Below are 15377 nucleotides of genomic sequence, written 5' to 3'. Positions count from 1 at the left end.
CATGGGCAACAACGCAGAGATCCGCCGTGTGGACCGCGAGATCGTCATGGCCACCGCCAAGCTGGAAGCGGTCAAGCGGGGCGAGTGGTGGCCGCTGACCGGCTCGGAGAAGCGCAAGGTGTTCGGCGCGCTGGCCGGCGGCTCCCGCAGTGTCGTGCGGGGCAACAGTCCTTCCCGTGCGGAGAGCAAGCTGGACCGGCTCTCGGAGCAGATCGAGAGTCGGCTCGAGACCGAGCTGAGCGCGCTGCGGACCGTGCGGGAGACGCTCGTCCGTGAGGACGCCAAGGCCAAGGCCAAGAACGTGGCGGCGGGCAAGAAGTCCTCGTCCTGGTGGTGACCGCCGGCGCCAACCATCGCGCCCGGCACCCCCGTTGACCTCCCCGAACCTCCCCCCTTTGCTGTGCCCTCGGACCGCTGGTCCGGGGGCAGTCAGGAGTACCTGCGTCATGTCCGAACCCGCCACCGAGAACGCCCCGATGGGCACCGTCCACCGCCTCGACGACCACCGCACCGGCACCACCGCCCTGGTGGTCGACCTCGCCAAGCCCACCGCCACCGCCGGCGCCACCGCCGCCGTACCGGTCACGGCCGCTGAGGGTGAGGCGGTTGACCGGCCTGGCAACCCGCTCGCCGACTGGCTGACCGTCCCGGACGCGCCCGTGCTGCCCGCGTGGGCCCGCTCGCGGGATTCCGTCATCGCCAACGTCCAGGCACTCGGACGTCTGACCTGGTGGCACACCCGCTACCACGGCTTCCGCACCCCGAAATACCTGCTCAAGACCATACTGCTGGCCGCACGCGGGTTCTTCAGGGCGGCGGCCGGTCTATGGCCGACGCTGTCCGCGCAGGACCACAGCGCCGCCGTGAAGGCACTGCGCGCGCAGGTCAAGGCCCGCCCCGAAGACGTCGACCTTGCCGCCCGCCTGCAGATGGCGCACTACGCCCGCACCCAGACCCGCCGCTGGCGCTTCGGCGCCGCCGCCGCAGCGGTCGCCACCGCCGCGCTCGGCATCGCGCTCGCGCCCCCGCTCGTCCAGGTCCTGAGCGCCGCCGCCGTGGTCACGCCGCTCGCCTACCTCGGGCGCGGCAAGGAGACCCGCCTCCTGGACCAGGCGGCGCCGCCGCTGAAGGTGGACATGTCCGCGCAGCAGCTCAACGACGCTCTGCGCGCCGCCGGCCTCCTCAAAAGCGGCAGCGGCAAGGACGAAAAAGACCTTCCGAAGGTGTCGTGCACGATGGGCCCGGTCCGCGATGGCCGTGGCTGGGCCGTGATCTTCGACCTGCCGCGCGGCGGCGGCAAGACCGCCTCCGACGTGCTGGCCAAGCGGGAGGTCATCGCGCAGGAACTCGGGGTCGACGAGATCCAGGTCATCATGTCCCGCGTGCGCGCGGCCAAGGGCGGCAACGCCGGCCGCGTGTCCATGTGGGTGGCCGACGATGACCCCTACCTGGGCCCGCTCAACCCGTCGCCGCTGGAGAAGGCGGAGAAGTTCTCCATCTGGGACGCAGTCCCGTTCGGGCAGGACGCGCGCGGCAACCGCATCGACGTGCCGGTCATGTGGCAGTCGATGTTCTTCGGCGGCCTGCCCCGCCGGGGCAAGACGTTCTCGCAGCGGCTGCTGACCGCGGCCGGTCTGCTGGACGCCTACGTGCGCCACTACATCGCCGACGGCAAGGGCGGCGCCGACTGGATGCCCGCCAAGGCAGTCGCCCACCGCCTGATCATGGGGGCCGAGGACGACGCGATCGAAGCACTCAAGGCCATGCTGCAAGAGCTGCTGGCGGAGATGGAACGGCGGTTCGCGCTGCTGCGGGACCTGCCGACGTCGGTGTGCCCGGAGGGCAAGCTGACCCCGGACATCATGGTCAAGTACAACCTGCCGGTCATCTTCGTGACGATCGACGAGTTGCAGGAGTTCTTCACCGCGATGGAGCGCGAGGACCGCGAGCAGGTCATCAACGACCTGTGCCGCGTCGCCCGCCGGGGCCCGGCTGCCGGGTTCGTCTCCAACTTCGCCTCCCAGCGTCCCGACGCGGAGTCGGTGCCGGCGAAGCTGCGGGAGATCATCACCATCCGCTACTCGACGCAGGTCGTCGACCGCACCAGCTCCGACATGGTCCTCGGCAAGGGCAAGGCCGCCCAGGGCGCCGACGCGTCCGTGCTGTCCGAGGACCACAAGGGTGTGGGTGTCCTGGTCACCGGCCCCGCCTCCTACGTCACCGTGCGGGCCGACTACCTCGACGGCCCCGGGTTCGCCGCTCTGTGCCGCAAGGGCCGCGCCCTGCGCGAAGTGGCCGGACAGCTCACCGGAGACGCTGCGGGTGACGTGACCGCCGCTGCCGACGCGGCGGGCCTGAGCGTGCCCGCGATCGTCTCGGATGCCCTGGAGGTCATGCGGCACTCGCCGCGCATGTTCACCACCGACCTGCTCGCCGGTCTCGTCAACCTCGACGAGGACGTCTACGGCGACTTCAACGCCGAACGACTCGCCTCCGAGCTGGAGAGCGCGGGCGTCAAGCGCACCAGCAAGCAGGTGAAGATCAGCGGCGCCAACGGGGCCGGATACCAGCGCCGCGACATCGAAGCGGCCGTGCCCGCCGAGGTGCTGCTGAGCGTCGGCAGGTAAAGACCCCCCGCCCTACCCCAACCCCCTCCAGAGACCCCTTCACCCGGCGGCGCGCGCTCTTCCGTGACCGCCGCCGGGTAGAGGGGACTCCTTACCCCGGTAGAGGGGCAGGTAGAGGCCTCTGACCTGCAAGGTAAGGCCGGTAAAGGGGGCTGAGCGGCCCCCTGGCCAACCCCTCACAACCGCCCCGTGCAGGGGCGCCCCGCCTCCCCGAACCGTGCCCGGAAGGGACCCCGCATGTACCCCGACACCACCCCCGGCACCACCCAGCCGAACGCCGTGATGACCGACGAGCAAGCCGCGAGCGAGGCTCGCAGGATCATCGCCGACGCCTACCGGCCCACCGCCTACCGCGACGACACCCCCGTGCCCACCCACGGCGACACCCCGCCCGTCGCACAGCCCGGACGTCCCCCGATGGGCCAGGGAGCCACCGACGCGAGCGTGCTCATGCTCGCCGGCGCCACCGCCACCACCATGGTCGGCGGCACAGCGGCCGTGCTCATGTACGTCTCCCAGTTCGCCGACCCCATCGTGTGCGGCCTCGTCTTCGGCGCGCCCACCGCCCTCGTGCTCGCGCTCGCCCGGCTCGCCAAGCACGCGAAGCCCGCCCCCGACGTCCACCACCACTACGAGGGCCCCGTCTACCAGGACCGGCGCAACGTCCACAGCCGGACCACCGGCGTGTGGGCCAAGACGAACAACCAGCAGTGACGCCAAGGGCGACCCCCCAACTCACGCCAATGAATCCGGGGTCGCCCTTGCCCAACCAGCCATCAACAGACCTGTTGGAGGTCACCCAGCATGACCCAAGCCACTGACATTCGGCGAGTGCCCGCCACGCTCGCGCCCGTCCGGGTTCTGGACGGCTGCTGCTGCATCGGCGGCGCCACCAAGGGACTCAAGCGCGCGTTCGGCCCGAACTGCCACATCACCGGCGTCGACAAGGAAGCCCAACCCGACTACTGCGGGGACACCTTCCACCAGGGCGACATCGTCGACTTCATCCGCGCCCACGGCCACGAGTTCGACTTCATCCACGTGTCTCCGCCCTGCCAGGGAGAAGGCGCCCCCACGAAGGGCACCAACGCCGCACGCAACGCCGCGATCGGCCGCACCTACCCCCGGCTCATCCGCCCCGTCCGCACCGCTCTGGAAGCGACCGGCCGCCCGTACGTCATGGAGAACGTGGCCGGCTCCGAGGTTCGCAAGGACATCCGCCTGTGCGGGGAACAGTTCGGCCTCGGCGTGTTGATGCACCGCTACTTCGAGTTGGGCGGGTGGACGACCCCGCAGCCGGCGCACCCCGAGCACCGTGGCTACGTGCGCGGTTGGCGCCACGGCGTCTACCGCGAGGGTCCCTACGTCGCCGCATACGGCAAGGGCGGCGGCAAGGCCACCACAGCGGAGATCCGGGAGGCCAAGGGCATCGACTGGTCCACCGACCACTTCCGTCTGCGTGAAGCCCTCCCGCCCGCGTACACAGAATGGATCGGCCGCACCTTCCTCGCCACCCTCACCACCGTGTTGGAGGTCGCTGCGTGACCGCCCTTCTGCACACAGCGCTCGAACTCGCGGCGGCCAGCGTGCCGGTGCTGCCGCTGCGGGCGGGAAAGGGGCCGTTCGGCAACTGCCGCACCTGCGCGAAGAACGCGTGCGGCGGCCGGCCGAACATGAAGACCCCGGGCCCCTGCCACTGCCCCGCTCCCTGTCACGCATGGGCCGCCGCCACCACCGACCCGCACGTCCTCAACTCCCCCCAGTGGGAGGCAGCATGGCAACAGGCGGCGGCGGTCGCCTACCACCCTGGGGGCGCCGGGCTGACCGTGGTCGACCTCGACAACGCGGCGGCGGTCGCGTGGGCTCGCGAGACGCTGCCCGCGACCCGTACCGTGCCGACGACCCGAGGTGAGCACTGGATCTACCGGGGCGTCATGCAGTCCGCCAACGCGGTCCGGCCCGGCGTGGACGTCAAGTCGCTGATGTCCTACGCCCGTTGGCTCGGGCCCGGCGCCGGCACCATGGCCGCTCTCCCGGACTCTGCGCGCGCCCTGGCAGTAATGGAACCGTCCCCGGCCCGCAGGACGCCACAGGCCATCTCAGCGCCTCTGGGAGGCCACGGCGGAGTGTGCCGGCATCGCACGCCCGCCTTCCTGAACCGTGGCATCGCCATGGCGGAGCAGCGCATCACCGGCGCCCGTGAGGCGATCCACGCCACCGTCTATGGCACGTTCCTTGCCGTGCTGTCCACCCACGGCCGGTGCGGCTGCCTCACCGACACCCACATCGCCCGGCTGTTCACCGCCGCGCAGGCCAAGGGCGAATCGGTCCGGCACTGCACCGACGCGTGGACCAACGCCCGCACCACGTTGGGACTGTGACCATGGCCGACGACGAGAAGAACCCCGCCCGCCAGATCATCACCGACTACGCGCAGGCCCACTTCCGGTACTTCCGCACGCCTGACGGGACCGTGTACGCGCAGAAGAACGGCCACCCCGTAGCCCGCCCCATCCGCTCCCAGGGCACCACGGGCAGCCACCGCCAGGAACTCATGGTCGGCCTCTTCCGCGATGGTCGTGGCGTGTTCAATGGCACCGCTCTGAAGGAAGCGTTGGACCTGATCGAAGCGCTCGCGCTGGCAGAGGACGTGCAGCCCGTGCACATCCGCGTCGCCCCCGGATTCGACGGGGCGACCTGGCTGGACCTGGGCCGCGATGACGGACAGTCCGTCCGCATCCACCCCACCGGCTGGGACATCCTCACCCCCGACCCGCAGGAAGTCTGCTGGCGGCGCACCCAGCTCACCGGGGAACTGCCCCTGCCCGCCAAGGACACGAACGGCAAGGGCATCGACCTGCTGATGCGGCTGTGCAACTTCGCCACCGCGGAGACCGAGTGCCTGGCCATCGCGTGGCTGATCGGCTGTCTCGGTCCGTCCGTGCCCGTTCCCGCGCCGTTCCTCACCGGTCCGCAGGGTGCGGGGAAGTCCACCGGCGGACGCATGCTCGTGCGGCTCATCGAGGGCATGAGCGGTGACCTGCGCCGGGCGCCGAAGGATGAGGAGAACCTGATCGCGGCGGTGGCGGCGGGATGGGTCACCGCCCTGGACAACCTCTCCCACATGACGCCGGACCTGTCCGACGCCATGTGCTGCATCGTCACCGGAGCCGAGAGCGTCAAGCGCGCCCTGTTCACCGACGGGGACGTGTTCCGCGTCGGCTACCGCCGGCCGCTGCTGCTGACCGGTATCGATGTCGGTGTCATCCGGCCCGACCTCGCCGAACGGCTTCTCCCGCTGCGCCTGGAACGCCCCCGCATCCGGCGCACCGAAGCCGAACTGTGGACGGACTACGCGGAGGCTCTCCCCATCGTCCTCGGCTCGCTCCTGGACCTGACGGTCAAGGTCCGCGCCGTGGACGCGGAGACCCCTACCGACCTGCGCATGGCCGACTTCGCGCACCTGTGCGCGCAGCTCGACGCGGCAACCGGGCTCGGGGCGCTGGCCGCGTACCGGGCCAGCCTGGACGATCTGAACGACGACGTGATCGAGGGCGACCTGTTGGCACAGACCGTCCTCAAGCACGCCGACACCATCGAGCCGGGCACCGCGCAGCGGATGACCTCCACCGAGTGGCTGCACTGCCTCAGCCTCCTCTACAGCGGCGACGACTGCCGTCCGCTGCCCAAGGGGTGGCCGACCACGGGAAAGGTCCTCTCCGACCGGCTCAAGCGCCTCCAGCCGACCCTCGCTGCCCGGGGTGTCCTCATCGACTCGGGCCGCACCAGCGAGGGCCGCTACCTGGAAATGACCCGCCCGGCCACCTCGCCGCCGCACGAGCAGCAGCGGATGCTCTGACCCGCAGGCTCACCCGGACAAGCAAGAGGAGCACCACCCGCCGGGGGCGTGCTCCTCTTGCTGTTCGGCGCTCGCGCCGCGCTAAGGACGCGCCGCGCAGCGGCTCCTTCTTCACGCTTTGAGCAGCACCGGACTACAGCAGGCACCCCCTCTTTTGTTCTAAGAGGGAAGACGCTGCGTCATCTGCGTCATGCACGCCGAAAAACGGCACCTGACCTGCGCATACAGCCATGACGCAGACGACGAACCCTGCGTCATCCTGCGTCATCTGCGTCATGGGCTACGTCACGGATGACGCAGACCATGACGCACCCCCTAGCCGCTGCGTCACCCGAAACCGCAGGTCAGACGCCTGAATGACGCTGAGGACGCAATGACGCAGAAATCCACACCTCGGACAGGCGCGGAACCAAGGTCTCCCGCGCAACTCTCTGAAGGCGAAGACGAACTGCCCAGGAGGCACCCGGATGCGCACCGCGATCGCCGCCCCCGTCGACCGACTCCTGTACAAGCCCGAGGAAGCCGCCGAAGCACTCGCCCTTGGTCGGTCCACCGTCTATGAGCTGATGGCCGACGGCGCCCTGAAGTACATCAAGTTGGGTCGCACGCGCCGGATTCGGCGTGCTGACCTCGAAGCCTTCGTAGCCGCCCTCGCTCTGCTGCCCAACTGATCTGAGCACACCCTGAGGCGCCCCGAGCACTCCGCTCGGGGCGCCTCCTGCATGGAGGAACACACATGAGCCCCCGGAAGTCGAATCTGGAATCGACCATCTACTCCGGCAATGACGGCTGGTGGCACGGTCGCGTGACCATGGGCGTACTGCCCGATGGAAGCCCCGACCGCCGCCACCGCATGGCCCGCACCGAACCCGCAGTGCGCCGCAAGGTCCGCGAGCTGGAGAAGCTCCGTGACGAGGGGCGCGCGACCAAGGCGGGCCGTAAGCCCACGGTCGGACAGTGGATGGAGACCTACCTGACCGACATCGCGAGCCTGAAGCTCAAGCCCCGTTCCCTAGACGACTACTGGTCCAAGACCCGCAACGACATCGTCCCCGGCGTCGGGAAGCACCGCATCGACAAGCTCGCCCCGGAGCACCTTGAGCAGATGTACCGGGCCATGCTCGATGCCGGTCACGCACCGTCCCACATCGTCAAGGTGCACCGCATCCTGTCGCGGGCCCTGAAGATTGCCCACCGCCGCCGGATGATCGGCGAGAACGTCGCCACGCTGGTCGACCCGCCCAGCATCGACGAGACCGAGGCGAACCCGTTCACCCAGGAAGAGGCCAAGGCGTTCCTGGAAGCGGCGGCCAAGCGGCCCACGTTCATGCGGTGGATCGTCGGCGTCGGCATGGGGTTCCGGCAGGGCGAAACCCTGGGACTGCGATGGCCGTACGTCGACCTCGCGGCCGAACTGTTCCACCCCAAGTGGCAGCTACAGCGCCTCACATGGCGGCACGGCTGCGGCGACGCGCACGCCTGCGGGGAGCGCCTGCACCGCTTCGACCCCTGCCCGCCCAACTGCGCCACGCACAAGAACTACAAGCGCGGATGCCCGAAACCGTGCTCGGCAACGTGCGTCAAGCACGCGAGCATCTGCCCCGACCGCAAGGGCGGAGGACTGGACTTCACCCGCCCGAAGACCAAGAAGAGCACGAACCCCGTACCGATCCCGCCCGCCTTCATCCCCTACCTGATCGCGCACAAGGCACAGCAGGACGAACTACGCGCCGCCGCCGGCGAACTCTGGCAGGAACACCACGCCGTGTTCACCCGGCCCGATGGCCGCCCCATCGACCCCCGCGACGACTGGGAGGAATTCAAGGAACTGCTGGCAGAGGCGGGCATCGGAGACCGCCGCCTCTACGACGGAAGTCGCCACACGGCCGGCACGATCCTCAACGAACTCGGGGTCGACATGCCCACGATCATGGAGATCCTGCGCCACACCCAGATCAGCCAGACCCGCCGCTACGTCAAGGGCCGCTCGCACCTCTCGAAGGACGCCATGCGCCGCATGGGAGACACATTCCTGCCCGCTCCGGAACCTGCCCCTGCGCCCGCAACTGAGACTAGAACTGAGACTGGAGACCGCCGCGCGGCCCGCTCCCGCGCCCGCCGCCGCGTCCGGTAAAAAAGCAAAAGCCCCAGGTCACGGCGAGTGAGAATCCTGGGGCTTCCACAGAGCCGCCTTCGGGATTCGAACCCGAGACCTACGCATTACGAGTGCGTTGCTCTGGCCATCTGAGCTAAGGCGGCGCGCTGTCCGCACTATGGTGCGATCAGCAACGTCGGTAAGTCTACACAGTTTCCCGGGGTGCTCCGTACACGCCCCGGAAGGACCGGTTCCGGGGCGTGCGGGAGGGCTATGCGCAGCGTTTCCCCTTCGCAGGAGGGGTGCCCTGGAGGAGGTAGCGGTCGATCGTGGAGTCGATGCAGACGCTGCCGCGGCCGTACGCGGTGTGGCCGTCGCCGACGTAGGTGAGGAGGACGCCGGAGGAGAGCTGGGAGGCGAGGGCCTTGGCCCAGGCGTAGGGGGTGGCCGGGTCCCGGGTGGTGCCGACCACGAGGATCGGGCCCGCGCCCTTCGCCTCGATGCGGTGCGGCTCGCCGGTGGGCCGCACGGGCCAGTACGCGCAGTTCAGAGAGGCCCAGACGAGACCGTCACCGAAGACGGGGGACGCCTTCTCGAACGCGGGAAGGTCCTTCTCCACCTGGTCGGGCGTGGAGAAGGCGGCCGGGAGGTCGAGGCAGTTCACGGCCGCGTTGGCGAACATGAGGTTCGCGTACTTGCCGTCGGCGTCGCGCTCGTAATAGCTGTCGGAGAGGGCGAGCAGGCCCGCGCCGTCCTTGTCCTTCATCGCCGCGGTGAGCGCCTGGCGCAGCTGCGGCCACGCCGCCTGGTCGTACATCGCCGCGATCACACCCGTGGTCGCGAGCGCCTCGCCGAGCTTGCGGCCGTCCGCGTCGCCTGTCGGGATCGGCTTCGCGTCGAGCTGCTTGAAGAAGGCGCTGAGGTTCTTGCCGACCTGGTCCGGGCTCGTGCCCGGGCCACCCAGCGGGCAGTCGCTCCGGCGCACGCAGTCCTTCGCGAAGGACTGGAACGCCGTCTCGAAGCCCGCCGTCTGGTCCTGGTTGAGCTTGCGCGCGGACAGGGACGGGTCCATCGCGCCGTCCAGGACCATGCGGCCCACCCGGTCCGGGAACAGGCCCGCGTACGTCGCCCCGAGGAGCGTCCCGTACGACGCCCCCACGTAGTTCAGCTTCGGGTCGCCCAGGACCGCGCGCAGGATGTCCATGTCCCGGGCCGCCTCGACCGTGGACACGTGCCGCAGCAGGTTCGGCGAGTGCCGGCCGCAGCCCTCGGCGAACTTCTTGTACGCGTCGACCAGTTCACCCGTCTCCTTCTTGTCGTCGGGGGTGACATCCGTCTCCGTGTACGTGTCCATCTGGCGGCCGGTGAGGCACTCGACGGGCTCGCTGCGGGCCACCCCGCGCGGGTCGACCGCGACCATGTCGTAGCGGGCGCGGACCTCCGCCGGGTAGCCGATCCCCGCGTACGACTGCAGGTAGCCCACCGCCGAGCCGCCCGGCCCGCCCGGGTTGACCAGCAGCGAGCCGATGCGCTTGCCGGGGCCGGTCGCCTTCTTGCGGGCCACGGCCAGCTTGACGTCGCCCGAGGCCGGTTTCGCGTAGTCGAGCGGCGCCTTCATCGTGGCGCACTCGAAGCCGGAGACGCCGCAGCTGCGCCAGGTCAGCTTCTGGTCGTAGTACGACGACAGCGTGGAGGGTGTGGCCCGGGGCAGTGCGGCCAGCACCGCGTCCGCCGACGTCGTGGTCGTCCTGGTCGAACTCCCCGTGGAGCAGGCGGTGACGAGCAACGTGGTGGCGGCGAGCAGCACGCCGCCCGCACGGACGGTACGCATCGCGCGGATCGCACCGCGGGGTCGGTTCGGCCGCCGGGACCGGGACGGCCGAGGGGTGCGCCTGAAGTACCTGGAGTACATCTCGCGAGCGTAACCCTGTGCGACGCCGTGATCACCAACAGTCGTGGATGTGCCTCGTACGAGTGATGTCGTCAACACGGCGACTCAACTCCTGCTCCCCACACCTCGCCTCAGCTCCTCACTCCGGCCCCTCGGCACGGCCCCCGGCTGTCGGCCAGGTCGCGGTCACAGTCACCTGTTCGCCGGTCACCGGTCACCGACAGGTGCTCACCGGTCGCTGTCGGCCGTTCGCCGGTCGCTGTCGGCTCCGGGTCCTCGGCCCGACCGCGGCTTCGAGCCCTCTCGGCTCAGCCTGCCCGCAGCGCCATCGTCATCGCCTCCACCGCCAGCAGCGGGGCCACATTGCGGTCCAGCGCCTCGCGGCACGCGGCGATCGCGTCGATCCGGCGGAGGGTCGCCTCCGGCGAGCCGCCGCGGGCGAGACGCTCGAGTACATCCTCGGCCTCCGTGTTGGCGAGGGCCACCCGGGAGCCGAGCTGGAGGGCGAGGACGTCGCGGTAGAAGCCGGTGAGGTCGATGAGGGCCAGGTCCAGGCTGTCGCGCTGCGTACGCGTTCTCCGGCGCTTCTGCCGGTCCTCCAGCTCCTTCATGGCGCCCGCGGTGCCACGCGGCATACGGCCGCCCTGCGACGCGCCGAGGGCCGCCTTCAGGTCTTCGGTCTCCTTGACGTCGACTTCCTCGGCGAGCTGCTTCGCGTCCTCCGAGGCCGTGTCGATCAGCTCCTGGGCCGCCTTGAGACAGCCGCCGATGTCGTCGACCCGCAGCGGGAGCTTGAGGACGGCGGCCCGGCGCTCACGGGCACGCTGGTCCGTGGCGAGACGGCGGGCGCGCCCGATGTGCCCCTGTGTCGCGCGGGCGGCGGCCGCCGCGACAGCGGGCTCGATGCCGTCACGGCGAACGAGGATGTCGGCGACCGCGTCCACCGGCGGGGTACGCAGGGTGAGCAGGCGGCAGCGGGAGCGGATGGTGGGCAGGACGTCCTCGACGGAGGGCGCGCAGAGCAGCCAGACCGTACGCGGGGCCGGTTCCTCGACAGCCTTCAGAAGGACGTTGCCCGCGCCCTCCGTGAGGCGGTCCGCGTCCTCCAGGACGATGACCTGCCAGCGGCCGGTCGCCGGGGACAACTGGGCACGGCGGACCAGGTCGCGGGTCTCCTTCACACCGATGGAGAGGAGGTCGGTGCGGACGATCTGCACATCGGCGTGCGTCCCGATCAGGCTGGTGTGGCAGCCGTCGCAAAAGCCGCAGCCGGGGACTCCGCCCAGCGCGCGGTCGGGGCTCACGCACTGGAGCGCCGCCGCGAAGGCCCGCGCCGCGGTGGAACGCCCGGAGCCGGGCGGACCGGTGAACAGCCAGGCGTGCGTCATCTTGGACGCCTCGGGGAGCGGGGTGTCCGCGGCGACCGCCGAGACGAGGGCGTCGGCGTCACGAGCGGCGGCGGCGAGCTGCTCGCTCACCTTGTCCTGGCCCACCAGGTCGTCCCATACCGGCACGGGGCACCGCCCTTTCGTCGCACTTTGCCTTGCCGCGTCCATTGTGCGGGTCGCCACTGACAACGGGTCCCCGGACCTCAGCGACGGCGGCGACCGCCCCGTCCCTCGCGCCCGTCGTCCTGCTCGTCGTCGTCACGCGGGCCCAGCAGTTCGTCCGCCAGGGTCGGGAGGTCGTCGAGCGGGGTCTCCTCCGCCCAGTCGGAACGGGGGCGGCGACGCGGTGCGCCCTCGGCATCGACCTGGGGCAGCTCGCGCGTACGGTCACCGGCCCTCTCGGGCCGGGGCGCGGGCCGCTCGTCCCGGAAGAAGCCCGGAGGCACCCGGTTCGCGGGATCACTCGCACCGGCATCCGGGGCGGCACCCGCACCCCCGTCGCGTACCGGAGGAAGCACCGCCGTCTCGTCGGCCGCGCCCGGCGCCACCGGCGGCAGCACGGCGGTCTCGTCCGCGGCACCCGGAACCACCGGCGGGAGCACGGCCGTCTTCTCGGCCGCCGCCTCGGGCACGGGCGGCTTCGGCAGCTTGGCCGTCTCCTCCGAGTCGGAGCGGGAACGCTCGCGGCTCTCTCCGGAGCGCACGGGCCGCAGCACCGTCGTCTCGTCCACCGAGCCGCCCGGGGTGCTCGGGGGCGTCACGACCGGCGTGGGCACCGTCGTCTCGTTGTCGGCCACGGGACCCACGGCCGCCGGCTCACCAGAACCCACAGGCACCGAACCGGAAGCAGGAGCCGACGTAGGCGATGAAGCGGAAGCCGCAGTCGAAGCAGACGTCGAAGCCGCCGTGGCTGCGGCCGCCGCCGCCGCTGCCGCCGTCTCCGTCGCGGCCCGTCGCGCCTCCTCCGCCCGCAGCAACGCCTCCTCGGCCTTGCGCTGCTTCTCCAGACGGCGCTCCTCGGCCTCGGCCCGCAGCCGTGCCTGCTCCTCGGCCAGCCTGCGCAGCCGGTCCTGCTCGGCGGCCTGGGCCTGCTCCTGGGCCAGCAGCCGCGCCCGCTCCTCCTCGGCCCGGCGACGGGCCTCCTCGGCGCGCTGTCGAGCCTCCTCCGCCTGGCGCTCGGCCTCGCGCCGCTGCGCCTCCTCCAGCTCGCGCTGCTTGCGCTCCTCTTCCTCCGCACGCAGCCGGGCGAGCTGTTCCTGGCGCTCGCGCTCCAGTCGCTCCTCCTCGGCCTTGCGGGCGGCCTCCTCCTCGGCCTTGCGCCGGGCCTCCTCCTCGGCCGCCTTGCGTGCCTCCGCCTGGGCCTTCACCTCGGCCTCGGAGAGGGGCAGCATCACGTCGAGCCGGTGCCGGACGACGGTGGTGACCGCCTCGGGCTCCTGGGCGGCGTCGACGACCAGGTACCGGCCCGGGTCGGCGGCGGCCAGCGTCAAGAAACCGGACCGCACGCGCGTGTGGAACTCGACCGGCTCCGACTCGAGCCGGTCGGGCGCCTCCGTGAAGCGCTCACGAGCCGCCTCCGGGGAGACGTCGAGGAGCACCGTCAGATGCGGCACCAGTCCGTTGGTCGCCCATCGGTTGATGCGGGCGATCTCGGTCGGAGAAAGGTCCCGGCCAGCTCCCTGGTAGGCCACCGACGAGTCGATGTAGCGGTCGGAGATGACGACGGCACCCCGCTCCAGCGCGGGCCGCACCACCGTGTCCACGTGCTCGGCGCGGTCGGCGGCGTACAGCAGCGCCTCCGCACGGTGCGACAGGCCCGCCGACGACACGTCCAGCAGGATCGACCGCAGCCGCTTGCCGACCGGCGTGGCGCCCGGCTCGCGGGTCACCACGACCTCGTGGCCCTTGGCGCGGATCCACTCCGCGAGCGCTTCCGCCTGCGTCGACTTCCCGGCCCCGTCGCCGCCCTCCAGGGCGATGAAGAACCCGTTCGCGGTGGATTTCTGCACCGGGTCGTCGCCGCCGCGCAGCGCGTCCAGCAGGTCGTGCCGCAGCGGCACTCCGGAGCGGTCGTCGACCTTGGCGAGCACCAGGGCGGCGACAGGCAGCAGCAGGGCGCCCACCAGCATCAGTGTGAAGGCGGCGCCTCCGTGCGCGAACACGAACTTGCCGTTCTCGAGCCGGTGCGGGCCGATCGCCGCGGCCACCACGGGCGCCAGCAGGGCACCGAGCGCCACGGAGACCCGTACGACCGCGTGCAGGTGTTCCGTCGTACGCGCCCGCCGGTACTCCTCGGTCTCCTGGTCGAGCAGCGCGTGCCCGGTGTTCGCGGCGACGCCCGCGCCGATGCCCGCGAGGCCGGCGATCAGCAGCACCGTGGTGACGTCCGGGACCAGGCCGGCGGCCAGCAGCGCGATCCCAGTGAAGGCGATCGCCAGCGAGAGCAGCCTGCGCCGCGACAGCGACGGCAGCACGGAGGGGGCCGTCCGGATGCCGATGACGACACCCCCGGTCAGCGCCAGCACCAGCAGGCCGTACATGACCGGTCCGCCGCCCAGGTCCTTGGCCTGCAGCACGGAGACGGCGACAGCGGCGGCGATCGCCGCGGCGACGGCCGCGCAGGCGAGCACCAGGAGCGGGATCGCGCCCGTACGGCCGTTGTCGACGCCCGTGCCCGTCCTGGGGCGGCGCAGGCCCTCCAGGGGCGAGCGCGCACGCGGGGTGCGGGTGTCGGGCAGTTCGAGGGACGTGAGCACGGAGAGCGAGGCGGCGAACAGTCCGGCGGCGACGTACGAGGCGAGCGCCCCCTGGTGCTGGTCGAACCAGGCGATCCCGGCACCCAGCAGGTTGCTGACGAGTGACACCACGACGAGCGTGGCGGCCGCGATCGGCACCGCCACGAAGGCCGTACGCAGTGACAGGCGCCGCAGCGCGTCCAGGTGGTCCGGCAGCGGGCGTACGGTGGCGCCCTCCAGCGGCGGCGCGGGCAGCAGCGCGGGCGCCGCGCTCTCCCGGCACACCGTCCAGAAGCGCTCGGCGACGCCGGTCACGAAGGCGAGGACGAGGAGGGCGGCGAGTGCGTTGTCCGGGGTCCAGTCGATCCACAGGGGCGCGATGAGCATGAGCACGGCGCGCAGTCCGTCGGCTCCGACCATGGTCCAGCGCCGGTCGAGCGGCCCCTCCTGGGACGTCAGCGAGGTGAGCGGCCCGAGGAGTACGGCTCCGAAGAGCAGCGTGGCCAGAATGCGTGCCCCGAAGACGGCCGCCACGGCGAGGGCGACCCCGCGGTAGCCACCGCCGAAGGAACCCTCCGCGATCGCCGCCTGAAGGACGAGGATGACCAGCACGAGCAGGGCCAGGGCGTCACCGACACCGCCCACCAGGTGGGCGCTCCACAACCGTTTCAGCTGAGGTCGGCGCAGCAGCGCGCGGACGGCGCGCTCGCGGGAATCCGCGACCAGGGCGTCGTCGGGGGCCGGAGTGTGGGCCGTTGGCTGCTCGGCTCGCGTCATTCTGC

At 71.2% G+C, this 15377-nt stretch carries 11 protein-coding genes and 1 tRNA gene; 8 read left to right on the top strand and 4 right to left on the bottom strand.

Features of this window, described 5'->3' with window-relative positions; all coding sequences use genetic code 11:
- Position 1 precedes the first annotated feature (1 nt).
- The 8 genes from OG798_RS29760 (at position 2) to OG798_RS29725 (ending at position 8620) form a co-directional block, all read left to right on the top strand.
- Positions 2-337: a hypothetical protein gene (locus tag OG798_RS29760; RefSeq protein ID WP_328757960.1), complete on the top strand. Its 336-nt coding sequence runs from the start codon at positions 2-4 to the stop codon at positions 335-337.
- 109 nt (positions 338-446) lie between these two features.
- A complete protein-coding gene (locus OG798_RS29755) occupies positions 447-2627 on the top strand; it encodes an FtsK/SpoIIIE domain-containing protein (RefSeq protein WP_328757959.1) in 2181 nt (726 codons plus the stop codon).
- A gap of 237 nt (positions 2628-2864) precedes the next feature.
- Positions 2865-3341 carry a hypothetical protein gene (locus tag OG798_RS29750; RefSeq protein WP_328757958.1) on the top strand — a complete coding sequence of 159 codons (477 nt, stop codon included), beginning with the start codon at positions 2865-2867 and terminating at the stop codon, positions 3339-3341.
- A gap of 90 nt (positions 3342-3431) precedes the next feature.
- Positions 3432-4172, top strand: a complete 741-nt coding sequence (locus tag OG798_RS29745) for a DNA methylase (protein WP_328757957.1) — start codon at positions 3432-3434, stop codon at positions 4170-4172.
- Positions 4115-5008, top strand: a complete 894-nt coding sequence (locus OG798_RS29740) for a DNA primase (RefSeq protein WP_443053872.1) — start codon at positions 4115-4117, stop codon at positions 5006-5008. The genes OG798_RS29745 and OG798_RS29740 overlap by 58 nt, the downstream gene beginning before the upstream one ends.
- A gap of 2 nt (positions 5009-5010) precedes the next feature.
- Complete coding sequence (locus OG798_RS29735; RefSeq protein ID WP_328760096.1) at positions 5011-6486, top strand: ATP-binding protein; 1476 nt, start codon at positions 5011-5013, stop codon at positions 6484-6486.
- 467 nt (positions 6487-6953) lie between these two features.
- Positions 6954-7157 carry a helix-turn-helix domain-containing protein gene (locus OG798_RS29730; RefSeq protein WP_328757955.1) on the top strand — a complete coding sequence of 68 codons (204 nt, stop codon included), beginning with the start codon at positions 6954-6956 and terminating at the stop codon, positions 7155-7157.
- A gap of 65 nt (positions 7158-7222) precedes the next feature.
- A complete protein-coding gene (locus tag OG798_RS29725) occupies positions 7223-8620 on the top strand; it encodes a tyrosine-type recombinase/integrase (RefSeq protein ID WP_328757954.1) in 1398 nt (465 codons plus the stop codon).
- A 51-nt stretch (positions 8621-8671) separates the two neighbouring features.
- Here OG798_RS29725 and OG798_RS29720 read toward each other — a convergent pair.
- The 4 genes from OG798_RS29720 to tmk form a co-directional block, all read right to left on the bottom strand.
- Positions 8672-8745, bottom strand: a tRNA-Thr gene (locus tag OG798_RS29720).
- 107 nt (positions 8746-8852) lie between these two features.
- Positions 8853-10412 (bottom strand): alpha/beta hydrolase, encoded by a 1560-nt coding sequence (locus OG798_RS29715; protein ID WP_328757953.1) that lies wholly within the window; start codon positions 10410-10412, stop codon positions 8853-8855.
- A gap of 368 nt (positions 10413-10780) precedes the next feature.
- Positions 10781-11986: a DNA polymerase III subunit delta' gene (locus OG798_RS29710; RefSeq protein ID WP_095853359.1), complete on the bottom strand. Its 1206-nt coding sequence runs from the start codon at positions 11984-11986 to the stop codon at positions 10781-10783.
- Positions 11987-12063: 77 nt separating this feature from the next.
- A complete protein-coding gene (tmk, locus tag OG798_RS29705) occupies positions 12064-15372 on the bottom strand; it encodes a dTMP kinase (protein ID WP_328757952.1) in 3309 nt (1102 codons plus the stop codon).
- Positions 15373-15377: the final 5 nt, after the last annotated feature.

Source organism: Streptomyces sp. NBC_00271, from assembly GCF_036178845.1.
In the GTDB taxonomy this organism is placed as follows: domain Bacteria; phylum Actinomycetota; class Actinomycetes; order Streptomycetales; family Streptomycetaceae; genus Streptomyces.
This window is presented reverse-complemented; position numbering and strand designations above follow the sequence as displayed.